Here is a 21,558-nt window from a genome sequence, read left to right on the forward strand (position 1 = left end):
TTTAAGCGGTAGCTCTGCGGCGCGGTGATCTCGTCGTAAAAGCCGTGCGAGCGCAAAAGCTGCGAGTAGCGCTCCAAAAGCTCGCGCAAAATTTCAAAATGCTCGATGTACCACGCGTAGATGTCGCTAAGATCGAGCGCATCGACGCTAACCCTCTCGGCTGCGAGCTCTTTGAAGAAGCTGAAAAGGTAGCTGCGGTTTTTCATAAACTCGTAAAATTCCAAAGGAAATTTCAGCCTCTCGCCCGCGCCCAAGCTCGCCGCCTCCTTCATAAACAGCACGCGATCCATCTCGCCGCAGCTAGCAAGGCCCGGCACGAAGATCGCTTTTTCGTAAAATTCCGCCAACGTAATCCTCGGCGCGAGCACGCCGCCGCTTTCGCGCTGCACGGCTGCTTTTAGCGCCCTTGAGCTGGTGTAGACGAAAAGATTTTTGGAAGGTAGCGCGTTCAAATTTAATCCTTGCATTGAGTGATCTGCGCAAATTTATCGCACAAAATTCTGCCCGTAATTTTAGCAAGAATTTTTTATCTTTGGCTTTGATTGCAAAGACGCGCTGCGGTTAAAAGTCTATCTTGTAGCCCAGGCTGGGGACGTTTCTTACGACCTGCTCGCCGATCTTATCGCGGATACGCTTGACGAAGGTGCGAAGCGCCACGTCCGATACGGTGCCCTCCGCCCAAACGTAGCGCTTGATTTCGTCGTAAAGTACCAACTCGCCTATGCGGCTTATCAGAAGCGAGACGAAAGAGAGCTCCTTTTTGGTTAGCACGATCTGCTGCCCGTCTCTGAGTAAAACTCGCCTGAGCAGATCAAACGCATATCCCGTTCCCAGATCGATAAGAGAGATGTTTTGTAGCTTGGCCTCCATCAGGGCGCAAATTTTTAGCGCAAACTCCGCGGCATCAACGGGCTTGAAAAAATATCCCTCCACGCCGATGTCGATGACGCCTTGAAGCTGGGATTGCTGGCTAAAGCCGCTAAGCACGAAAATAGGAGTGTGCGGAAAGATATGTTTGATTTGGCGTATCATCTCAAGCCCGTCTTCAATCGGCATCAAAATATCGGTGATGACGAGATTCGGGCTAAATTTTTTAAATTTTTTAACCCCCTCAAGGCCGTTTTGAGCGTCGTAGACGTTATTAAAAATATCCTCGAACGTCCTATGTAGCGAGGCTAGCAATTTGGCGTCGTCTTCAACCAGCAAGACGTCAAGCTCCTTTAAAACACAGCTCATAGCAGACCCTTCAAGGCGAAATTTCAAACGATTAATTCTTTCAAATTCTTACTTTTACTAAGCTTAAATAAATATGAAGTTTTAAATTTAATTTTACAAATCGGATTTTATTTTATACGGCGCGAGTTGAAATTTTATCTAAGCCCGCGCGCTTCTTCGAATACAAAGGCGCGGGCGTGGAATTTGCAACTCTACAAAGCGTTAAATTTACAAGCCTTACAAAGCGTAAAATTTCTCTAAATTTAGAAATTTATGGATGTGTAATTTTTACAGCGCGAGCGAGGCACAAGATACGACGAGCGAGCAAAATCCGCGGTCTTACTTCGCGCCGCTTGCACGACTCAAAACGCAAACGATACGGCAGAGGAACCCGCAAAATTTTACTCGTGCGGCTAAATTTAGGATCGCGGTACAAGCTTTAAATTTTAAAACGCGCGGCGTGAAATTTTAAGCCGCGACGAGCTTGAATTTACAAACACAAAGGGCATTAGAATTTAAAACTCGCCGTAAATTTAAAATTTTACCGCGCGACTGCGGTAAAATTTAGTGCAGGCAAAATTTCAAAAATCATAAAATTTCAAGAAATTCTTTGAAGATATATTTGCTCTCCGTAGGCCCCGCGCTGGCTTCCGGATGGTGCTGCACCGAAAATACGGGATACTCCCTGTAGCGCACGCCCTCGATCGTGCCGTCGAAAAGATTTCGATGCGTGATCTCGCAGATCTGCGCGATCGTCTCGGGAACGTTGTAGTTGTGGTTTTGCGCGGTGATCTCGATCGATTTGGTGCGCAGATTTTGCACGGGGTGGTTTGCGCCGTGCTGGCCGAATTTTAGCTTGTAGGTCTCATATCCCATCGCGTTGCTTAGCAGCTGATGGCCCAGACAAATTCCAAAAATCGGCACGCGCGCCTCAACCATCTTTTTGATCTGAGCGATCTCCTCTTTAAGCATGCGCGGCTCGCCCGGGCCGTTTGATAAAAACACGCCGTCGATCTGCCCCTCTTTAAATTTTGCGATCAGCGCTTCCGCTTTAATGTCGTGCGGGAAAACCTCGACGCCGAGGCCCAGATCGCAAAGCTCGTTTAGGATGTTTCGCTTGACGCCGTAATCGATCACGGCTATCTTTTTGCCGCAGCTTGCGGGCTGGGCGTAGCTTCCGCGCTCGGCATTCCAGCGCCCGGAAGTGTGCTTATATGGCGCCTTCGTGCTTACGATGCTTACGTAGTTGATCTCCTCTATGCGCGCAGACTCGCTAAGCGCCTTTTTAAGAGCCGCCTTATCGCTGATCTCGGTAGAGACGAAGGCGCGCAGGCTGCCCTCGTCGCGCAGCATCTTGGTTAAAAATCTAGTGTCGATGTCGTAAACGCCGAATTTTCCGTTTTGCAGAAAATAATCCTCCAAGCTCATCTGCGAGCGGAAATTTGAAGGCTCGTTGTTAAAATTTCTTACGAAAATTCCGCTGGCATGGATTTTGGAGCTTTCCTTGTCGTTTTCGTTGATCCCTACGATGCCGATTTCGGGCATCGTAAAGATAATGAACTGCCCCGCGTAGCTTGGATCTGAGATGATCTCCTCGTAGCCCGTGGCGGAGGTGTTAAACACGAGCTCGCCGAATGCGCTGCTGCCCTTGCCGAACGCCTTGGCTTGCAGGTAGATGCCGTTTTCTATGTAGATATACGCGTTCATTACAGCATACCCCGTTTTCTTAGCTCCTCTTCGTAGAGCTTTTCAAACACAAGCTCGTATTCTTCGGTACCCGGGATCAATTTTTGCTTGTAGCCCTCGATCTTTTCATAGACCTCGTCTTCGATCTTTTGGTAGCTTTTCAAATACTCCTCGATCGCGTTATAAATTATCGTCTTTAGCCTATTTTCCGAGACTTTGTAATCAATCAAATTTTTCTTCCAAACGGTTTCTAAAATTTTATGCGATATGGTGCCGTAGCGATCCTCAAAATTTAGCTCGAAATTCTCGTCGTTTGCGATGTGGCGCTTGATGAGCCAAAACATATCTTTTTTATTCACGCTCATCTCATCTAGCTCGCTTATGCGCTCATCTATCAGCTCGTTTGCGCGCTCGTCTATCGCTCTTTCTTTTTGCAGATCGGTCCTTATGATCTCGTCCGCTTCCTTGGCGACGGGCTCTATGCCCGCACCGAGCGTAACGCAGCCCGAGTTTAGCAGATCCAGCGCTATTTTATGCGCGATATATGGCACGTGTGGTAGTCGTATTCGCATGATCGTTCCTTTAAATTCAGTTCTATGAGCGGCCTCGCCGCCCGCAACGGGTGAAATTTTAAAATTTCACCGGGTTTATAAAATTATCGTGTCGCTTCTTTCGGGACTGGTGGAGATAAAGCCCACCTTTGCGCCGCTTAGCTCCTCTATTTTGCGGATATAATTTTGCGCGTTTTGCGGCAGATCTTCAAATTTTGAAATTCCCTTGACGCTGTCCCAGCCCGGCATCTGCTCATAAACCGGCTCGGCAGCTTCCAAATCGATCGGAAAATAATCGATCTCCTCACCCTTGTAGCGATATGCGCGGCAAATTTTAATACTCTCAAAGCCGTCTAAGACGTCAAGCTTCATCAGTGCGAGCTTGTCGATGCCGCTAAGGCGCACGGCGTATTTCGTAGCCACTCCGTCGAACCAACCGCAGCGGCGCGCCCTGCCCGTCGTGGTGCCGTACTCTTTGCCGATCTCGCGCATCGCCTCGCCTTGCGGGCCTTTATCCTCGGTAGGAAACGCGCCGTTGCCCACGCGGGTGGTGTAGGCTTTTAAAATTCCCATCACCGTGCCGATATCTTTCGGCGCAAGCCCGAGCCCGCTGCAAGCCCCGCCCGCGATGGTAGTCGAGCTCGTGACGTAAGGATAGGTGCCGTGATCGATATCAAGCAGGCTTCCTTGTGCGCCCTCTACGAGCACGCGCTTATCGTAATCAAGCGCCTTCCACAGCATGTGCGTGGTGTCGGCGATGTATGGCTCGAGTGCGCTTTTATAGCGCTTTAGCTCATCGTAAATTTCAAGTTTGCTGGGAATTTTAACCTCCGCTTTTTCAAAAACGCTCTCATGCGAAGCAAAGTCGCGCGATAGCGCCTCGGCAAGCCTTTCTGGCTCCAAAAGCTCCGCTACGCGGTGTCCCATGCGCGCGATCTTATCGGCATACGCAGGCCCTATGCCCTTGCCGGTGGTGCCGATTGCGAGCTCGCCCTTGCTCTTTTCGCGCGCCTGATCGATCAGCGAGTGGTACTGTAAATTTAAAAACGCCTTCTCGCTTATGAAAAATCTGCCCTTTAAATTTTCAAACTGCGCCATCTCGGTAATCAGCACGTCGGGGTTGATCACGACGCCGTTTCCGATGATGTTGATGATATTTTTATGAAGCACGCCGCTAGGCACCAGATGTAGCGCAAATTTCTCGCCGTTTATGACGATGGTGTGGCCTGCATTGTGTCCGCCGCTGCTGCGACATACGAAATCGTAATTCGCGCTTATCATATCTACGATCTTGCCCTTGCCCTCATCGCCCCACTGGGCGCCGATGACTACGTCAACTTTACTCATTTCTCATCCTTTTGCATAATTTTTTCTATCAAAGCATCCACTAGCAGCGCAAAGCCGCTGGATTTTAGCCCGTCTATTTCGTAATTTCCGCCGTTGCAATACACCGCGCCTGCGTCTAAAAATCTAAAAAATAGCGCGTCGTAATAGCGCATTTTAGAGTAATACAGCAGCGAAACGCGGATATGCTCGTAATCCACGCCTAGGTTTAAAATTTCATCTAAGCAGGGCTTTAGCTCTTCAGGCACCTGCGCACGCAGAGCTTGCACGTCCTTTAGCGATGTGGCGCGAGCCGTAGCGTCTAGCCAAGGCAAATTTTGATCAAGCAGTGTCTCAATCTTGCCCTTTTCAAAAATTTCAAGCGGCAGGTTTAGAATTTCGCAAATTTTTTTAGGAATTTCGATATTGCTCAGCTGAAGCGCAGGCATAAGATCAAATTCTTTAAAAAATTCCTGCGCAATTTTGATCGCAAGAGGCAAATTCTTCTCCCCGATCAGCTCCGCGCCGATCTGATAAAACTCGTCGCTTGGGTATTTGAAGGTCGGCTGCACGTAAAATAGCCGCCTTAGCTTATCGTCTTTCAGCCGTTTGCGCACGATGCGCACGACGTCCACGGTGCTGTCTGCGCGAAGCGCGAGCTCGTGGTTCGTGGGATCGGAGAGCTTAAGAAGCTTTTGCGGCGCGACGCTTAGGTGTTGATGATATGAAAAATATGGCGTTAAAATTTCGCTAAAGCCGTTTTTAACGAGGATTTCGCTCGCTTTATTTTCCAGCTCGCGCTTGAGCTGCGCGCTCTTTCCGAAATACAGCCTCGAGCCGTTTGGTATCTCGTGATCGAAATCGGCGCTAACGCTATCTATCATGCTGCCTCCAAATCGCTTATAAACTTATCTATTTGCGCCCTAAAGCCCAAGATGAAGCTTGCCAAAGCGCGATAATCAAGCGAAAGAATATCTAAAATTTGCTTACGTATTTCTGTAGTTAGCGCAAATCTTTCGCTGCCCGCACTTTGAGTTTTATTTAAAATTTCGCCGAATTTCGCTCTATAGCTTTCAAACTCGCCGGGGCTAAGATCGCCCGCATCAGCGCGCGAAACAAAGCTTAAAGCAAGCTCTTTGTAATCAAGCGCATTTAAAAAGCTGATAAACTCATCTTTGTCGATGGCTGCGAGCTTGGGCGTATCTTTAAAACGCGCGATGAAAGCGTCTATCTCTTTGCGATCCAGAGCTTTGGCGATAAAATTTCCCTGCAGATAGTTAAATTTCAAATTGTTTAAAAGCCGCAGCGATAGCGCATTTTCGACGCCTTGAGCACCTACTGCGAATCCAAACTCTCGCTTTAGCTTGCCCGTGATCTCAACCATCGCGCGGATGCCGTCCTTTTTCTTGCCGATATTAAGGCAAAGGGCGCGATCGATCTTGATAAGATCGAAGGGTTGGTTTGCTAAAAACTGCACGTTTTGCGCGTTTGCATTATTAAGCGCAAATTTTATCCCAAGATCCGCGTAGCGCTTGCGCACGGGGATAAAATTCTGATAACTCTGCTCGCTAAAATCGGTGATTTCAAACATTAGCTCTCCGCGCCGCTCGCCCGCGCTTCGCAACCTGCGCGCTACCAGACCGTAAAATTCGTCGCTTGCAAGCACCGTAAGACTCACGTTTATGGAGCAGTTTGCGCCAGTCTGCTCATTAAATTCCAACATCTTGGAAAAGGCAAATTTAGATATCAAAAGCTCAAGCTGCGGCTCGCCTATGATAGGGAAAAAATCTTGCGGCAGTAAAATGCCCAAACTACCGCGCTTCCAGCGCAAAAGCAGCTCGTAGCCGTAAATTTGAGCCCCGCTGATTATCGGTTGATAGAGCACGAAAAATTCCCCGCTCTCTATCGCCTGCCTAAGCCCCGCTTCGCTCATCTCATCGTCGGTGGCGGGAGCATTTTCAAAGATAAAATAGCGGTTTTTGCCGCTCGTTTTAGCGCGGTACATCGCTCTATCGGCGCGCGATAAAAGGCCCGAAAAATCGATCTTTTCGCTGCCGTCGTAAAACGCCGCGCCCACGCTTATACTCGCGCTAATCTCATTGCCTTTAAGATTAAATTTCATCTTTGAAATTCCAAGCAGCCGCTGCAAAAGCATATGCGCGGCCTGCTCGTCTTTTAGATCGCCGATGATAGCGCCGAACTCATCGCCGCCGAGGCGCGCCAAGATATCGCCCTTGCGCAGCAGCCCGCTCATCGCCTTTGAGATCGCTTGCAAAAACATATCGCCGACCTCGTGCCCGTAGGTGTCGTTGATCGCCTTAAAGCCGTCAAAATCGATGAAAAGCACAGCCATCAATTTGCCGCTGCTACCAGCGCTTGCGGTATAGCCCTGTGCGGCCTTCATAAAATACACTCTGTTCGGAAGCCCCGTAAGCGCGTCGTGGTGGGCGATCTTAGCTAGCTCGCTCTCCTTTTGTTTGATCTGCGAAATTTCGGTAAACATCAAGATGTAGTTTGAAACGAGCGAGAAATCATCTTTGATCGCGATCGCCGTAAATAGCGCAGGGAAGGTGCCGCCGTCCTTTTTCAGCCCGTAAATTTCATCTTTATACGAAACCTGCTTGCCGATTAAATTTTGCTTTATCTTTTCTAATAAATCGCCGTCTTGCGCGAGCGTGAAGAAATTCGGCTCCTGTCCTATCGTCTCGCTTTCGCCAAAGCCGGTGATCTCGTAAAAGGCGTTGTTTGCGCGCAAAATTTTGCCCGTCTCGTCAGTAATCAAAATGGCTTCGAGCGAGCGCGAAAAGACGTTGGCGTTTAAATTTAACTCAAGCTCCGTTTCTTTACGCGAACCGATCTCCTCAAGCGTCGTTTTTATCACTCTGCCTCTGCCGTTTTCGTTCGAGGTCACGTAGCCTTGCAGGCTTACCCAAGTGTAGCCGTTCTCGCCGTTGCGCAGGCGAAATTCGCAGCGGAAATCATCTCTTAGCCCCGCCGAACACTGTCTGATCATCGAATTAAAATTTTCAAGATCGATGTAGTAGATCTCGTAGGTAAACTCGCCGAAGCTCATCTCGGTGTTAAAGCTCTTGCCTTTGTAGTTTAAAATTCTTAAATAGTTTTTGTCGAATGAAATTTTCTGAGCTTCAAGATCGATCAGGCAGGCCGAGTAGTTTCTCGTATCGATTACGGTTTTGTAAAAGTCCAGATCGTCCTGCAGCCTTTGCAGCGCGCGGGCGCTTTCGTCGATATTTTGAAAATAAAACGCCACAGTGCCCGCGGATTTTTTAGCGTAGGCGCTTACATCGTAGAGATAGCTTACGTTGTCGTTATGGCGGATCTTGTAGCTTTGCGCAAAGCTTTGGGTCTCGCTTTTCATATCGGCTAGGCGGTTGATGATCTCGTTGCGCGCCTTTTGCGCGTCTTTGCCGCTTAGTAGATCCCAAAATTTAATTTCGCCGCTTAAAAACTGCGCCGCATCGTATCCCCACGCCTCTTTGATATTTTTGCTCGCATCTATGATCTTGCCCGAGGTGTAGTCAAACACCAGCGTCACGATCGGCGCGTGGTTTAGATACTCATATTTTTGCTTGGTTTCGTCGTAAAATTTACGGTATCTCGACGCATCGAGCACTACAAACAGCGTCGAAATTTTACTTCCGTCGCGCACGTATGATTTTTTGACGTAAAGATCCCTCACCCCGTCTTTGGTATCGTGGCGGGTAACGACGTAGTTTTCTTTGGCGTAGTTGGCGCGCTGCGTCTGATAGGCGTAGTCGTAAAACGAGCCCGATTGCAGCGCAAAGATATTCCGCCCCACGACGTCGTCGCCGTAAAGCTCGCGCGCGCCGTTACTGGCGCTCTCGATCGTGCCCGCGACGTTATCGATGCTTAGCACCGAGAGCGAGCTGTATTTCAGCGCGTCTTTAAAACTCATGCTAAAATCTCCGTGGCGCACGGCGGGCTTTAAAATTTCATCCAATTTTCGCGCGATCTCATCTATCGGCGCGACCGGCTCAAGCGCCGAAATTCCACGCAAAGCCGCGTGATCGTTGCTAAGCTCAAGCGCCTCTTTTAGCGCTGCTAGAGGAGCTAGAACGCGGCGCTTTAAAAATTTAAAATTCCAAACACCCAAAGCGATACAGAGCGCAAACATCGCCGCAAGCGCTAAAATCATAAAATTTCTCGCATTTAAGCAGCTGCTTGCGCGCTCAATCGCCATGACGTAGATCGCATCGTCGCTCAGACTGCCGCCAAGCTCGCTGCCGTTTAAATTTGAACCGGCAACGCTCTCAGAAGGCGAAAACTCTTCAAAATAGATAAGGCTTAGGCTGGAGTTTAGATCCGCAAACATCGCCTCGCGCGTGCTTTTCAGATCAAAGCCTGGTCCTAAAAGCTCAAATAGATTGCCGCTAAAATTATAAATTTCGCCGCCGCCGTTAAAAAGTAAAATTTCGCCCAGCCCCGCTAGTTTGGAGTTTAGCATATTCGTATCGACAAAGCCCAAAAGGTATTCGTCCGCGCTTACGCGTTTGATCAAAAAATATCTCCAAGCCCCTTCTATGCGCATATATCGCGATACCAGCTCGCCCTCTTTCATATCCGAGGTAAAATTTGAAATTTTGATCTCGCCTAAATTTTTTATCCTCGCATCGCGGCTGTAAAAACTTAAAATTTCTTCCCCGTTTTGCGCTGCGGCATCCGCATTCTGCGAAGTTCCTCTGCTTTGCGCGCCGTCCGTGCCACCCTCTAAAACGCTTGCGCTATTCGTAGAAGCGCTTCCGCCGCCCGAGGCTTTATTTTGCGCGGCGTTATTTCGTGAGCCGCTATTTTGCGTGATGGGGCTTGGAAGCGGGCCGCCTCGCGCGGAGTCTGCACCGCTCGCCGAACCATCGCTTTGTGCAGCGCTATTTTCAACGCCCGGCGTGCGGATGAAAAATATCGCATCGAATCTCTTGCTTTCGCGCGCGGCGTTTTGTATCAACGCGGTATAAATATTTGAAATTTCGGAGTCGTTTTTTAGCTTTAAATTTTGCGCGGAGAGGATGTTGTTTTTTAAAATTTCAAGATCGTTGAAAAGCTCGCGATTTACGTCCCTGCTTATGCCTCTTGCCGCGTTTATCTGCACCGCAAGCTCGTTTGCGATCTGCGCGCGCATAAAAAACGCCATGCAAACGCACAGCAGCGCGAGAGTCGCAAGGCTTACGAAAAGGGTGGCGTAAAATCGCTTGTTTATCGAATTTTTTCTATTTTCCATGCTAAATTCCAAATTTTGAAGGATTTTAGCAAATTTCGTTTTAAAGCCGATTTAAGCTTGTATTTTTGCGCCTTTTGCGCCCAAAAAATGTATGATCAAAAGCACTGCGAAGCTAAAGAGTAGCATCAGCGCCGAATACGCGTGAGCCTGCGCAAAATCGAGCGTCTCGGTCGCTTCGTAGATCGCGATAGAGGCGACCTTGGTCTGCTCGCTCACGCTGCCGCCGATCATCAGCACGACGCCGAACTCGCCCATCGTGTGCGCAAAGCAGATCACTAAAGCGCTAAGCAGGGAGTGGCGTATCGCGGGCAACGCGACGCGAAACAGCTTGGAAAAATAGCCCTTGCCGAGCGAATCGCACGCCCAAAAAAGCGAGCGTGGAAGCGAGCGAAAGCCCGAAACCAGCGGCGAAAACATAAACGGCAGCGAGTAGATACAGCTCGCAATCACGAGCCCGCTGAAATTAAATACGAGCCGAAGCCCGAAATGTTTGTCAAAAAACTCGCCCAGCACCGAATACGGCGATAGAAAAACGAGCAGGTAAAACCCTAACACCGAGGGCGGCAGCACCAGTGGAAGCGAGATGATCGATTCGATCACGCTTTTACCGCGGAAATTTTTTCTCGCCATAAAAAACGCGAGCGGCACGCAGATACAAAACAGCACAAACGTCGCAATCAGCGAGAGTTTGAGCGAGATCACGAAAGGGGTGTAGTCTAAATTTGACAAAATTTCAAACATCTGCGCTCGCTTTAAATTTAAACGCCGAATTTAAGGGCGATAGGTTTTGCGACGCAGCTAAATTTAGGCGCACGAAAGTTTGCGGCGCGGCTATTTTGAATTCGCGATTTCGGCGCGCGCTTTTTTGCAACGCCAAGCTCTGTCGTGCGAGAACGCTTTGCTGCGCGCAGCCTCGTTGCTCCAAGCTCTGCCGTGCAAAGCCTTGCGGATTAGAATTTTGCGGCGCAGAATTTTGTCGCGCGGAATTTCGCAGCGTTAAATTTAACGGCATGGAATTTAAAAACACAAAGTTTCGTGGCGCAGGGTTTTTCGTCGCAAAAGGCGCGCTAAATTTAAACGCATGATTTTTACGTAAAATTTTAGCCTCGGCAGAATTTATCTCTAAATTTTTACCAAAATTTTGCGCGACGATCTGCGACAAAGAAATTATGAGCGATAAAATTTTAGCTGACGAAGCTTCCGTCGCAGCGAAAATTGCATGCAAAACGGCGCGTAAATTTAACGCAAAGCGGTGCTGGCTAAATTTAAAAATCGACGCCGATTTCTGCGGAGCAAATTTTAAAATAGACGCAAAATTGCGCAGATAAAATTTAAAAGCCGAAATGAAATTTTGCAAAGCAAACGAGGCGGATCCAAAAATCGCGTTAGCTCGCCGCGCAGAGGCTGGGCTTTTAAAATTTCCAGGCATAAATTTTACGTAAAAATTTAAAGCGGGATGCTGCATCGTTAAATCTTGCTGAGGCTTACGTTGAAGGCCTTTGCGCCCACTTTGACCTCATCGCCAATTTGCAGGCCTTGCGCTTCGTGCGCGCTTAAGACGACCTCGCTTAGCTGGTTGCCGATCGCTACGACGGCGATCTGCACGGCGTCGCGAGCCTGTAGATCGACGATCTTGCCCGCGAAAGAAAATTTCTGCGAGCCGCTCGTTTTAAGAAAAATTTCGTTCGGGCTCGCGCTACGCACGACTCTACCGTCATGCATCTCATAAACCGTCTCGCAAAGTCTGTAAATTTCGCTCACGTCGTGGCTTACCAAAATCACGGTCTGATGAAACTGCTCGTGGATTTTAAGCAGATAGCCTTGGATCTTCTCTCGCATCGCAAAATCAAGCGCCGAAAGCGGCTCGTCCAAAAGCAAAATTTCGGGATCTTGCATCAGCGCTCTAGCGAGTGCGACGCGCTGTTTTTGCCCGCCGCTAAGCCCGCTGACGCCGGCAGAGGCGTGCGAACTAAGCTCCAAAAGCTCGAGCAGATCGCGCGCTCTTTTGAGATCGTTTTTGGCAAAAAGCAAATTTCCCAAAACGCTCATATTTTCAAAAAGCGCATAGTCTTGGAACAAAAAGCCGATCCTGCGCTTGCCCGCGCTCATAAAGTCCTTGCCCTCTTGCAGCACGCGATCGCCGTCTTTTAAAAAGCCGCTGTCTGCCGGCAAAAAGCCCGCAATGATGCGCAGCAGCGTGGTTTTACCGCTGCCGCTGCGCCCGTATAGGCAGACGAACGAACCTTTTTTTATCTCCAGCTTCGCATCTATCGCGAAATCTTCGCTAATTTTCTTTTTACAATCAATCGTTATCATATTTTTGTATATATATCGCGCTGCAGCTTACGTATGCGTAGAGCTCGTCGCCTACGCGCAAAGCAAGCTCTCGTGCGCTTTTGGCGCTAATTATAGCTTCAAATTTCAGCTCGCCCTCAAGCGCGGCGACGCATAAAATTTCACCTAATTTCAGATCTGAAATTTTAACCCTTATCTCGTTTTGAAGCGAAACGTCTTTCAAGGGGGCACGAGATAGCACGACGTCGGTATTTTTAAAGCCGATCCGCACGCCGTCTCCCACCGCCGCACCGGGCTTTAGCTCCAAAAATACCCCGTGAAATTTCAAACCGCCTTCAAGTAGAAATTCCACCTCGTAAATATCCGTAGCGCCCTTGATATCGCTAATTTGCGCTTTAAACATTAAAACTCGTATCCGTATTTAGCAAAGATCTCTTTGCCCTTATCGCTTAGGATAAAATCATAAAACGCCTTGGCTTCGGCATTGTCTTTGGCACGGTTTAGCACGACCATACCTTGAGCTATCGGCTCGTAGAGGTCGGTGTCGACCAAGACGAAATTTTCGCCCTCTTTGCAAGGTTTGTCGTTGCAGCCGTCCTTCGCCATCTTAGGCGCATACATCGCGCTAGCTGCGATAAAGCCGACGTCGGAAGCTTTAAGCGCTTGCGAAAGAGCCTCGCCAATCGATTTTGCTTCTACGATTTTGCCTTTAATCTCATCGTAAACTCCCGCTTTTTGGAAGGCCTGTACGCTTGCGGTGCCGTAAGGAGCGGTCTTTGGATTTGCTATCGTGATAGTTTTGACGCTAGGGTCTTTTAAAATTTCAAGCCCCTTGCTAAGATCTACGCCACGCACGCTAAACATCGCCACCTTGCCCTTTGCGTAGGTTTTGGCAGGCGCCGTCGCAAAGCCCTCTTTATGTAGATCGTCTGCAAATTTCATATCTGCCGCCATAAAAATATCAAACGGCGCGCCGTTTTTGATCTGCGTACTAAGCGCACCGCTGGCGCCCAAGCTCACGTTTAGCGTGGTTTGCGGATGTAACTTGGCAAATTCCGCCTTAATCTCGTCAAACGCATACGTCGTGTTCGCAGCGGCTGCGACGCTGACCTCTCCTGCGCTTAGCGCGCCTGCAGTTAAAATTCCTAAAAGCACCGCTTTTAACTTCATTTTAAAATCCTTTCGTAAAATTTTAATTCTCGCCACGATTTTTAAATTTTAAGTGGGCTCGCGGCGGTAAATTTAGAACGCTCTTTGAATTTACGCCGCAAACGCCCAAAATCAGGCGCCGATAATGATCTCGCTAGGCTCCACTATCGCAATAACTTCATCGCCTACGCCAAGAGCCATCGCCGTCGCCGATTCTCGCGTGATGATCGACGTGATAGTTTGGTGCGAGTTCGTATTTAGACAAACTTCGGCATTTACCGCGCCGATTTTTACCTCGCAAATCGTACCCTTTATCTGGTTGGCGGAGCTTACTCTCAGATCGTCCTTGCCGTTTTTTGCGATGATGACGCTAGGGGCTTTAAATAAAAACAACACCTCTTTGCCGACTTTAAGACCCAGGTTTTTCTCGCTTTCTACCGTTATCATCGCGCATAACGGCTCGCCGCCTGCGAGCTTGGCGATGATTTGCGAATTTACGGCTCCGGTTTGGATTTCGGTGATCTCTACGCTTAATTGATTTCTCGTGGAGAGCTTCATACCGATCTTCTCTAAGCTTAAAAGGCTCTCTTCGGTGATCTCGTCAAGCTTTAAAATTTCGCTCAAAAACGTCTCGCCTGCATGGCTGATAGCATCATAGGCGCGGATCAGCTTGTGAGCGTAAGGAGTGAGCTCGGAGCCGCTATTTTTCTTGGTGCCTTGAGTGCGAACGATGAGTGGCTTTTTGCTCGCGTTGTTGATTAAATTTAGTGCGTCCCAGCCGTTTTTATACGACACTCCTACGATCTCTGCGGCCTTTGTAATGCTTTTAGTTTCGTCCACGGCTTTAAGTAGCTTAATATGCTTAGCTAAAAGCGATGCTTCGTTGCCGAGCAGGAATTCCAGAGCAAATTTTGCATCCATTTTCATCCTTTCTTGTTTACTTTCACGTGATTTTATAATATATCCTCTGATATATTTCTTAAACGGCTACGGGCTTTATTTTGCGGTATAAAGAGGAAAATTATATACGAAATTTTACCTTTATTGACAAAATTTCTTTAAACTTGTAAAATCGCCACTTTGATTTATACGGAAGGTTGCAATTTGAAATTTATAAAAATTCTATTCCTAGCAGCGGCGTTGGCGCTTTGCGGTTGCTCGCAAAAGCAAGACGCAGCACCTGGCGGCGATACGGATAGTTTTGACGAGGAGTTCGCGCAACGCGAGGTTTTCGATCCGCTTAGCGGTTATAATCGCGTTATGACGAGCTTTAACGACGCGTTTTATTCATACGTACTAACCCCCGTAGCCAGCGGTTACGACTATGTAATGCCAGATCCGATCCAGGGCGCGTTTTCAAATTTTTTCCACAACGTCTTGTATCCGATGAGACTCGTAAACAACCTACTGCAGGGCAAATTTGAAAATTCTTGGGACGAGACGAAGCGGTTTTTGATTAACTCGACCGTCGGCTTCGGCGGACTTAACGATATGGCGGGCAAATACTACGGGATTTCGCGCCACGACGAGGATTTCGGGCAGACGCTCGGATATTGGGGCGTGCCGGCAGGTCCGCACATCGTCTGGCCGATCTTAGGACAGAGCAATCTGCGCGATACTTTCGGAATGGTGGGAGATTATTTTACAAATCCGATAAACTATATCGAAGACGGCACGGTGCGAAATTCCGTCAACGGATTTAGACTATTCAACGATTACTCGCGCGATCCGGAATTTTATGAAAAAATGACCAAAGATGCGGTGGATCTATATCCATTTTTACGCGATGCTTACGAGCAAAATCGCGAGAAACTAATAAAGGAATAACAATGAAAATTTTAAAAGTTCTAGCGCTTTGCGGAGCGCTTTTGATCTCGGCGCACGCTATTAGCGATGCAGATATCGAGCCTGTGATGAGCCAGAAGGTCGCCGAGGCCGTAGGCATTATGCGAAGCAGCGCGCCCAAAGACGCAAAGCCCGCGAAAATCTTTGCGCTTTTCGACGGCTATTTTGATTATAAGATGATGGCGAAGCTCTCCCTTGCGAAGCATTACGCTAGCCTTAGCCCGGCGCAGATCGCGGAATTTAATAAGGCCTTTGAAGCGCATCTAAAGCGCTCGTTTATCGAAAAGCTTTCGCTTTATACCGATCAGGATATGAAGGTGCTAAGCAAACAAAGCCCGAGCGATAAGCGCCGCGTGCTAAAAACGCAGGTCATCGGCGAGCAGAAAAACTACGACATAGATTTTAAATTTTATCCTAACGGCTCTGATTGGCGCATCTACGATGTCGATATCGTGGGCGTTAGCCTAATCCAAACCTATCGCTCGCAGCTAGGCGACGTAACGCAAAATTTGGGCTTTGACGAACTCATAAAGCGGCTAAATTCCACCGTCATCAATAGCGGCGAATAGCGGCACGCCTAAAAGAGCGGTATTTGAAAAAAATTTTTCGCCTAATCGTCACGTTTCCGAAAATCACGCTTGCACTATTTACGGTGCTGGCGCTGTTTTTCGGCTACTACTCCACAAAGCTCGAGATCGACGCTTCGACCCAGACGCTACTGCTTGATAACGACGAGGATCTTCAAATTTGGCGCGAAGTATCCAAGCGCTACGAAACGCCGAATTTCTTAGTCGTCGCCTACACTCCCGCGGGCGATCTTTTAGCGCCCGAGACGATCCGCAAGATAGCGCAGATGGATGCCGCTTTTTCTAAGCTGGATTTCGTCACCGGCGTCACGGACATCACGAATGTACCGCTTTTACTAAACAGAAACGAGGGCATGAGCGAGCTGCTTAAGCACATACCCACTCTTACCGACGCAGACGTAAATTTAACCGCAGCTAGGCGCGAGCTTTCTACGAGCCCCTTTTATGCGTCAAATTTAGTAAGCGCCGATCTTCGCACTACCGCAATTTTAATAAATTTAAAACCGCAGACCCGCTACGAGGAGCTTTTGCGCCTAAGAGACGGAGCCAAAAGCGCTCTAAAGCAAGCGGAGCATGAGGGCAATAGTTCCAAAGCTCAAATTTCACAGCTCAAAGATGCGCTTAAAGCTTCGGAGCAAAATTTCAAATCCTATCGCGACGAGCTTCGCGAAAAGGATCACCGCGACATTGTGGCTTTGCGCGCGTTGATCGCGGGTTTTGAGAAGGAATTTGCGGGCGATAGACTGTTTTTGGGCGGATTAAATATGATCGCCGACGATATGGTAGGCTACGTCCGCTCGGATCTAACGACCTACGGACTCGGCGCCTTGGTGCTTCTGTTGGCATGCTTTTGGCTCTTTTTTAGACAGGCGAAATTTATCCTGCTGCCGCTCATCATCTGCGCGTATTCGGTCGTGCTCGCAGCGGGATTATTCGGCTTTTTGAGCTTTGAGGTCACGGTGATTAGCTCAAATTTCATAGCGCTTCAACTCATCATAACGGTTTCGGTCTGTATCCACCTAATCGTCGCCTACCGCGAGTTTAGCGCGCGCTTTCACGCCTTTTCACAGCGCCAGCTCGTTTATGCAGTGCTGCGCGAGCGCGCAAGACCCTGCTTTTTCGCGATCTTTACGACCGTTATCGGCTTTATGTCGCTAATTTTTTGCGATATAAAACCCGTAATTTCTCTGGGAATTATGATGAGCGTAGGCATCAGTATCTCGCTAGTTACGGCATTTGGAGTATTCGGCGCGGTTATGTCGCTTCTAAGGCGCACGCACAATAACCGCAGCTTCGAGCAGCACTTTAAATTTACGCTTTGGTGCGCCGAAACGGCGCTACGTAGCAGAGGCGCAGTCTATGGCGTTTGCGCTGCGGCGGTGATCTTCGGGCTATACGGCATCTCGCAGCTGCGCGTCGAAAACAGCTTCATCGGCTACTTTAAAAAAAGCACCGATATCCGCGCGGGTATGGAGGTCATCGATACCAATCTGGGCGGAACTATCCCGCTTGATATCGTCGTTAAATTTAAAAGCGCAGGCGGCGCAGATCCTGCTAGCGGGAGTGAAAATTTCGCAAGCGGTAGCGCAAATTCTAAAAACGGCGAAAATTCTAATTCCGCGGCAAATTCCACGCAGCAAAATTCTATTGCAGAAAATTCTATGCCCCAAGGCTCCGCTGCGGCAGCGCAAACAAGCGACGCCGCAAATTCGGATCAAACCCACGCCGCAAATTTAGAGCAAAATTCCACCGCGAGCGACGATTTTGGCGATTTCGAAGCCGAATACGCCGCCAACGAAAACAAGCCGCAGTATTGGTTTACATCCGAAAAGATGCGTATCATCGGCAAAATAGATGATTTTTTGAAGGACAAAAACGTCACGGGGCACGAGTTTATCGGCAACGTAAGCTCGCTCGCATCGCTTTTAAAGCTCGGCAAACAGATTAATCAGGGGCGTGATCTGGACGATCTAAGCCTTGCTTTGATCTACTCTGAAATGCCCGCAAACTACCGCGAATTGGTGCTTTCGCCCTTTGTAAATATCGAAGCGAATGAGGCGCACTTTAGCATCCGCACGATAGATAGCGATCCGAATCTCCGCAGGGCGCAATTTCTAGCCGATCTTAAGCGCGATCTGGACTCCCTGCTCGCTAAGGATAACGTCACGGTGCAGATTAGCGGCATAATGGTGCTTTACAACAATATGCTTCAAAGCCTAATGAGCTCGCAGATAGGCACTTTGGGTATCACCGTGCTCGTGCTTTTCGTGCTTTTCGTGATCATCTTTCGCTCTCTGTCATATGCGCTCATCGCGATCGTCGTAAATTTGATCCCGCTTTGCGCCTGCTTCGGCATCATGGGGGTTGCGGGCATTCCACTAGATATTATGAGCATCACGATAGCGGCGATTAGCATCGGTATAGGCGTTGACGACGTCATCCACTATATCTATCGCTACAAGCGGGAGTTTACGCGCAGCGGCGACGAGGCTGCGGCGATCCGCGCGAGCCACGCAAGTATCGGATACGCGATGTATTATACGTCGTTTGCGATCATTTTGGGATTCAGCGTGATGATGATGAGTAATTTCTGGCCTACGATCTACTTCGGGCTGCTGATATGTCTAGTGATGAGCCTTCTGCTTTTAGGCGCGCTCATAATCCTACCTTCGCTAATAATGAGCCGAAAGGGATTAAAATTTAGCCTCTTTAAAGCTAAATAAATTTTATCTCGCTATAATTCCCGCATTTGGAGAGGATGGCGACCTGGTGGCGTCTGCGGACTTCAAATCCGATAGGAGGGCGGTTGACCGTTTTCCGGGGGGTTCGATTCCCTCCCTCTCTCGCCGAATTCTTTCATCAAATTTCACTTTTACGATTCTTGATCTTTAGTGCTTCTCGAATTTATCTCAAATTTAAGCTCTAAATTTATCCATTATTAAACAGAGGCGGGTAGCATTGCTCGTTAACTTTTCTTGAAGGAGCGAGTATGAAATACGCATTAGGCGCTGCGCTTGCGGCATTGATTTTTGCAGGATGCGGCGATGACAATGTGGAGCTTGTCAAAAACTACACTCTTCCCGACTTTAAATCTATGAGTATCGGCGCGGCGATCGAGGGCTCGAAAATCTGCAAAAATATCACGTGGAGCAAAGAGGAAAACGGCGGATTAAAGACGGTTAAGATGGTATGCGATGTGGATGTAGAGCAGAGGCTTAAATCATATAAACAAGAGATGTTGGACTCGTCTTTAAAAAGAGTTATGACTTTTTATGAGGGCAAGGCTTACGACGCGCAAGGCTTGCTTAAGCTGGCAAAAGAACACTGCAAATTAAACGAAGCTAAATTTCAAGAAACGCTTAAAACCAAAGGCAAAATAGAATTTGAAGAAGAATGGAAGTCGGTTGATTGCGACGATAAACTAAAAGGGGAGATACTAAAAGAAAGCAATACCGAAATATACATAGACTCTATTGTGGAGCGCTTAAAAGCGGCCATTTATTACTCGCAAATAACCGCAGAGCAATTGGACGCAAGCTTCGGGTATAAAGAAGATGGGTTATCAAAATTTGCTATTGAGCTAAATTTTATCGTAAATTCTGATAAAAGCGTAAGTCTGTCTGATAAATTTAAACTCATAACGAACGGCAAAGAAGATCCCGTAAATAAAACGAAGTCAAAAGATATCATCGCAGGCTTCTACGAAAGATAGTAAGAGCCTCATCTCGCGGCTAAATTTTATGAAATTTTAAAATTTAGCCGCCTTTTTGTATCAAAATTTCATTCAAAATTTCAGGTGCGGTTTTAAATTTAAAGCGCGGCGGAAGTAGTTTCGCCCGCCGCGCCGTGGAATTTACGCCGAATACAAGCTTATTTATCGTGTCCTTGCAGATACGCGATCGCGCTAAGTGCGGCAACCGCACCGTCGCCTGCCGCGCAGACGACCTGTTTAGGCGCATCCTGTCTCATATCGCCCGCCGCAAACAGCCCGTTCACGCTTGTTTGCATCTTTAAATTTACCGCGACCTGTCCGCCCGGCGTGATGTCGCAGATGAACTTACCATCATCGCTCTTTAGCACCTCGTTTCGCACGTCAAGCCCCACGAATACGAAGATCCCCGGCAGCTGCAGTTCGCGCGTGGCGCCGCTTGTTTTATCTTTGACGACGACGCCCGTTACGCCGCTTGCATCGCCCTTGATCTGCTCTACGAGCGCATTTGTAATGAGCTCAATATTCTCACTTTCGCGTACCTTTTGCACTGTCGAAGGCGCGGCGCGAAACTCATCGCGACGGTGGATTAGGTATACTTTGGAGCAAATTTTAGCTAGATACAGAGCCTCCTCTAGCGCCGTATCGCCACCGCCGAGGACGGCAACCTCTTTGCCCTTGTAAAAAAACCCGTCGCAGGTCGCGCAGGTACTGACGCCGCGACCGAAAAACTCATCCTCGCCCTCGATCCCCGCGCGGCGCGGAGTAGAGCCCGTAGCGACGATAACGGCACGCGCGCGTCGTGTTTGATCGCCCTCGAGATAGATCGTAAAATTTCCATCGCCGTCTTTTGAGACGCGCAGCACGCGCACCATCTCATGCTTTAAGCCAAAGCGGAAGCACTGCTCCTGCCAAGGCGCCATAAAGCTCATCCCGTCGGTCACCGCGGCGACGCCCGGGTAGTTTTCCATCTCAGAGCTTGAGGTAATCTGCCCGCCGGGCATCCCCATCTCAAACATCACGACGTCTTTTAAGCCGCCTCTTGTAGCATAAAGCCCCGCCGCTAGCCCAGCAGGACCGCCGCCGATAATTGCTAAATCTAACATTTTTTCTCCTTAATTATTTTATTAAGTAAAACCGCGGGCGCTAAATTTACGAATTTAATTAATAAAACGATGAGTGGGAGAAAAAAGGGCGAAAGCCGCCCTTTTAAAATTTACAGAAGCGAGTTTAGCTTGTCGGCTATGATCTGCTTGGATTGCGCGCCGATGAGCTGAGCTTTTAGCTCGCCGTCTTTGAAAAATAGTATCGTTGGGATCGAGCGCACGCCGAACTGCACCGCAAGATCCTGCGCTTCATCGGTATTTACTTTGCAAATTTTAGCCTTGCCCTCATAGTCGTTCGCAAGCTCCTCGATGATCGGGGCGATCATACGGCACGGCCCGCACCAAGGCGCCCAAAAATCGACTAGCGCGACACCCTCTTTAGTAACGTCGAAATTCTCCGAAGTAAGCTCTATATACTTTCCCATAATGTTCTCCTTGTGTTAAAATTCTGCGGATTATAGTTAACTATCTTAAATAAATAATAAAAATTCTAATTTAAAAAGATATGTTGGCGATAAATTTTATCTGCTTTGGATAAACTTCCACGACGTCGATCTGCCACGGCTCGTCCGTATCGCAGCTCATCAGATAAAATTCCGCCGCCTTTAAAATTTTAGCCATCTTGGCGTCCGTCACACGCTCTGCGGCGTCGTAATCGCCGCTCGTGGCCTTCACCTCTACAAAGTGTAAAATTCCACCCTTACGCGCGACGATGTCGATCTCGCCGAAACGGCAGCGGAAATTTCGCTTTAAAATTTCAAACCCTTCGCCGCGTAAAAATTCCGCCGCACGGTCCTCGCAGGCAAAGCCGAAAATGTATTCTTTTAAGCTCAAC

At 48.5% G+C, this 21,558-nt stretch carries 20 protein-coding genes and 1 pseudogene; 6 read left to right on the plus strand and 15 right to left on the minus strand.

Going from position 1 to position 21,558, the window contains the following annotated elements; genetic code table 11:
• A pseudogene (locus tag Q0438_RS10965) lies at nucleotides 1–452 on the minus strand (PD-(D/E)XK nuclease family protein); the annotation flags it as partial.
• A gap of 109 nt (nucleotides 453–561) precedes the next feature.
• Entirely contained in the window at nucleotides 562–1,236 is a 675-nt protein-coding gene (locus Q0438_RS10970) for a response regulator transcription factor (RefSeq protein WP_299190847.1), read from the minus strand.
• Between the two features lie 176 nt (nucleotides 1,237–1,412).
• Between Q0438_RS10970 and Q0438_RS10975 the strand changes: the two genes are divergently transcribed.
• The gene (locus tag Q0438_RS10975; RefSeq protein WP_299190849.1) at nucleotides 1,413–1,658 is read left to right on the plus strand and encodes a hypothetical protein; all 246 of its coding nucleotides are present in this window, start codon (nucleotides 1,413–1,415) and stop codon (nucleotides 1,656–1,658) included.
• Nucleotides 1,659–1,803: 145 nt separating this feature from the next.
• On the opposite strand, the gene carA is transcribed toward Q0438_RS10975, so the two are convergent.
• The 6 genes from carA to modB all read right to left on the minus strand — a co-directional run bounded on the left by carA (nucleotide 1,804) and on the right by modB (nucleotide 10,773).
• Nucleotides 1,804–2,922, minus strand: coding sequence for a glutamine-hydrolyzing carbamoyl-phosphate synthase small subunit (carA, locus tag Q0438_RS10980; RefSeq protein WP_299190851.1), 1,119 nt, complete (start codon nucleotides 2,920–2,922; stop codon nucleotides 1,804–1,806).
• Entirely contained in the window at nucleotides 2,922–3,473 is a 552-nt protein-coding gene (locus Q0438_RS10985; protein WP_297894439.1) for a DUF507 family protein, read from the minus strand. The genes carA and Q0438_RS10985 overlap by 1 nt, the downstream gene beginning before the upstream one ends.
• Nucleotides 3,474–3,548: 75 nt before the next feature.
• Entirely contained in the window at nucleotides 3,549–4,799 is a 1,251-nt protein-coding gene (locus tag Q0438_RS10990; protein WP_299190853.1) for an adenylosuccinate synthase, read from the minus strand.
• A complete protein-coding gene (locus Q0438_RS10995) occupies nucleotides 4,796–5,659 on the minus strand; it encodes an ATP phosphoribosyltransferase regulatory subunit (RefSeq protein WP_298759054.1) in 864 nt (287 codons plus the stop codon). The genes Q0438_RS10990 and Q0438_RS10995 overlap by 4 nt, the downstream gene beginning before the upstream one ends.
• Nucleotides 5,656–10,032 carry a diguanylate cyclase gene (locus tag Q0438_RS11000; protein WP_299190855.1) on the minus strand — a complete coding sequence of 1,459 codons (4,377 nt, stop codon included), beginning with the start codon at nucleotides 10,030–10,032 and terminating at the stop codon, nucleotides 5,656–5,658. The genes Q0438_RS10995 and Q0438_RS11000 overlap by 4 nt, the downstream gene beginning before the upstream one ends.
• 51 nt (nucleotides 10,033–10,083) lie before the next feature.
• Complete coding sequence (modB, locus tag Q0438_RS11005; RefSeq protein WP_299190857.1) at nucleotides 10,084–10,773, minus strand: molybdate ABC transporter permease subunit; 690 nt, start codon at nucleotides 10,771–10,773, stop codon at nucleotides 10,084–10,086.
• A 95-nt stretch (nucleotides 10,774–10,868) separates the two neighbouring features.
• Here modB and Q0438_RS11165 point away from each other — a divergent pair, with 95 nt between their 5' ends.
• Nucleotides 10,869–11,117, plus strand: coding sequence for a pentapeptide repeat-containing protein (locus Q0438_RS11165; protein WP_367178518.1), 249 nt, complete (start codon nucleotides 10,869–10,871; stop codon nucleotides 11,115–11,117).
• A 382-nt stretch (nucleotides 11,118–11,499) separates the two neighbouring features.
• Here Q0438_RS11165 and Q0438_RS11015 read toward each other — a convergent pair whose 3' ends face one another.
• The 4 genes from Q0438_RS11015 to Q0438_RS11030 form a co-directional block, all read right to left on the minus strand.
• The gene (locus Q0438_RS11015) at nucleotides 11,500–12,348 is read right to left on the minus strand and encodes an ATP-binding cassette domain-containing protein (protein WP_299190860.1); all 849 of its coding nucleotides are present in this window, start codon (nucleotides 12,346–12,348) and stop codon (nucleotides 11,500–11,502) included.
• Nucleotides 12,335–12,730: a hypothetical protein gene (locus Q0438_RS11020; RefSeq protein ID WP_299190861.1), complete on the minus strand. Its 396-nt coding sequence runs from the start codon at nucleotides 12,728–12,730 to the stop codon at nucleotides 12,335–12,337. The genes Q0438_RS11015 and Q0438_RS11020 overlap by 14 nt, the downstream gene beginning before the upstream one ends.
• Nucleotides 12,730–13,497, minus strand: a complete 768-nt coding sequence (gene modA, locus Q0438_RS11025) for a molybdate ABC transporter substrate-binding protein (RefSeq protein ID WP_299190863.1) — start codon at nucleotides 13,495–13,497, stop codon at nucleotides 12,730–12,732. Before modA ends, Q0438_RS11020 begins: the two co-directional genes overlap by 1 nt.
• A gap of 111 nt (nucleotides 13,498–13,608) precedes the next feature.
• Nucleotides 13,609–14,397 (minus strand): TOBE domain-containing protein, encoded by a 789-nt coding sequence (locus Q0438_RS11030; RefSeq protein ID WP_299190865.1) that lies wholly within the window; start codon nucleotides 14,395–14,397, stop codon nucleotides 13,609–13,611.
• 183 nt (nucleotides 14,398–14,580) lie between these two features.
• Between Q0438_RS11030 and Q0438_RS11035 the strand changes: the two genes are divergently transcribed.
• The 4 genes from Q0438_RS11035 (at nucleotide 14,581) to Q0438_RS11050 (ending at nucleotide 19,620) form a co-directional block, all read left to right on the plus strand.
• Nucleotides 14,581–15,303, plus strand: coding sequence for a VacJ family lipoprotein (locus tag Q0438_RS11035; RefSeq protein WP_299190867.1), 723 nt, complete (start codon nucleotides 14,581–14,583; stop codon nucleotides 15,301–15,303).
• A 2-nt stretch (nucleotides 15,304–15,305) separates the two neighbouring features.
• The gene (locus tag Q0438_RS11040; protein ID WP_297989263.1) at nucleotides 15,306–15,890 is read left to right on the plus strand and encodes an ABC transporter substrate-binding protein; all 585 of its coding nucleotides are present in this window, start codon (nucleotides 15,306–15,308) and stop codon (nucleotides 15,888–15,890) included.
• Nucleotides 15,891–15,913: 23 nt separating this feature from the next.
• Nucleotides 15,914–18,631 carry an MMPL family transporter gene (locus Q0438_RS11045; protein WP_299190868.1) on the plus strand — a complete coding sequence of 906 codons (2,718 nt, stop codon included), beginning with the start codon at nucleotides 15,914–15,916 and terminating at the stop codon, nucleotides 18,629–18,631.
• A 266-nt stretch (nucleotides 18,632–18,897) separates the two neighbouring features.
• Nucleotides 18,898–19,620 (plus strand): hypothetical protein, encoded by a 723-nt coding sequence (locus Q0438_RS11050; RefSeq protein ID WP_299190869.1) that lies wholly within the window; start codon nucleotides 18,898–18,900, stop codon nucleotides 19,618–19,620.
• A gap of 158 nt (nucleotides 19,621–19,778) precedes the next feature.
• Here the strand turns inward: Q0438_RS11050 and trxB are convergent, their stop codons facing one another.
• The 3 genes from trxB to Q0438_RS11065 form a co-directional block, all read right to left on the minus strand.
• Complete coding sequence (gene trxB, locus Q0438_RS11055; protein ID WP_299190871.1) at nucleotides 19,779–20,723, minus strand: thioredoxin-disulfide reductase; 945 nt, start codon at nucleotides 20,721–20,723, stop codon at nucleotides 19,779–19,781.
• Nucleotides 20,724–20,833: 110 nt separating this feature from the next.
• Nucleotides 20,834–21,148 (minus strand): thioredoxin, encoded by a 315-nt coding sequence (gene trxA, locus Q0438_RS11060; protein WP_295151069.1) that lies wholly within the window; start codon nucleotides 21,146–21,148, stop codon nucleotides 20,834–20,836.
• Nucleotides 21,149–21,218: 70 nt separating this feature from the next.
• The gene (locus Q0438_RS11065) at nucleotides 21,219–21,557 is read right to left on the minus strand and encodes a YraN family protein (RefSeq protein WP_299190873.1); all 339 of its coding nucleotides are present in this window, start codon (nucleotides 21,555–21,557) and stop codon (nucleotides 21,219–21,221) included.
• Between the last annotated feature and the right edge of the window lies 1 nt (nucleotide 21,558).

The sequence above is a fragment of the uncultured Campylobacter sp. genome (genome assembly GCF_938030785.1).
GTDB lineage: Bacteria > Campylobacterota > Campylobacteria > Campylobacterales > Campylobacteraceae > Campylobacter_B.

What these genes read in the sequence shown, in the direction of transcription:
- Q0438_RS10970 (WP_299190847.1), bottom strand. Translation starts at nt 1,236, where the DNA reads ATGAGCTGTGTTTTAAAGGAGCTTGACGTCTTGCTGGTTGAAGACGAC.
- carA (WP_299190851.1), bottom strand. Translation starts at nt 2,922, where the DNA reads ATGAACGCGTATATCTACATAGAAAACGGCATCTACCTGCAAGCCAAG.
- Q0438_RS10985 (WP_297894439.1), bottom strand. Translation starts at nt 3,473, where the DNA reads ATGCGAATACGACTACCACACGTGCCATATATCGCGCATAAAATAGCG.
- Q0438_RS10990 (WP_299190853.1), bottom strand. Translation starts at nt 4,799, where the DNA reads ATGAGTAAAGTTGACGTAGTCATCGGCGCCCAGTGGGGCGATGAGGGC.
- Q0438_RS10995 (WP_298759054.1), bottom strand. Translation starts at nt 5,659, where the DNA reads ATGATAGATAGCGTTAGCGCCGATTTCGATCACGAGATACCAAACGGC.
- Q0438_RS11000 (WP_299190855.1), bottom strand. Translation starts at nt 10,032, where the DNA reads ATGGAAAATAGAAAAAATTCGATAAACAAGCGATTTTACGCCACCCTT.
- modB (WP_299190857.1), bottom strand. Translation starts at nt 10,773, where the DNA reads ATGTTTGAAATTTTGTCAAATTTAGACTACACCCCTTTCGTGATCTCG.
- Q0438_RS11015 (WP_299190860.1), bottom strand. Translation starts at nt 12,348, where the DNA reads ATGATAACGATTGATTGTAAAAAGAAAATTAGCGAAGATTTCGCGATA.
- Q0438_RS11020 (WP_299190861.1), bottom strand. Translation starts at nt 12,730, where the DNA reads ATGTTTAAAGCGCAAATTAGCGATATCAAGGGCGCTACGGATATTTAC.
- modA (WP_299190863.1), bottom strand. Translation starts at nt 13,497, where the DNA reads ATGAAGTTAAAAGCGGTGCTTTTAGGAATTTTAACTGCAGGCGCGCTA.
- Q0438_RS11030 (WP_299190865.1), bottom strand. Translation starts at nt 14,397, where the DNA reads ATGGATGCAAAATTTGCTCTGGAATTCCTGCTCGGCAACGAAGCATCG.
- Q0438_RS11040 (WP_297989263.1), top strand. Translation starts at nt 15,306, where the DNA reads ATGAAAATTTTAAAAGTTCTAGCGCTTTGCGGAGCGCTTTTGATCTCG.
- Q0438_RS11050 (WP_299190869.1), top strand. Translation starts at nt 18,898, where the DNA reads ATGAAATACGCATTAGGCGCTGCGCTTGCGGCATTGATTTTTGCAGGA.
- trxB (WP_299190871.1), bottom strand. Translation starts at nt 20,723, where the DNA reads ATGTTAGATTTAGCAATTATCGGCGGCGGTCCTGCTGGGCTAGCGGCG.
- trxA (WP_295151069.1), bottom strand. Translation starts at nt 21,148, where the DNA reads ATGGGAAAGTATATAGAGCTTACTTCGGAGAATTTCGACGTTACTAAA.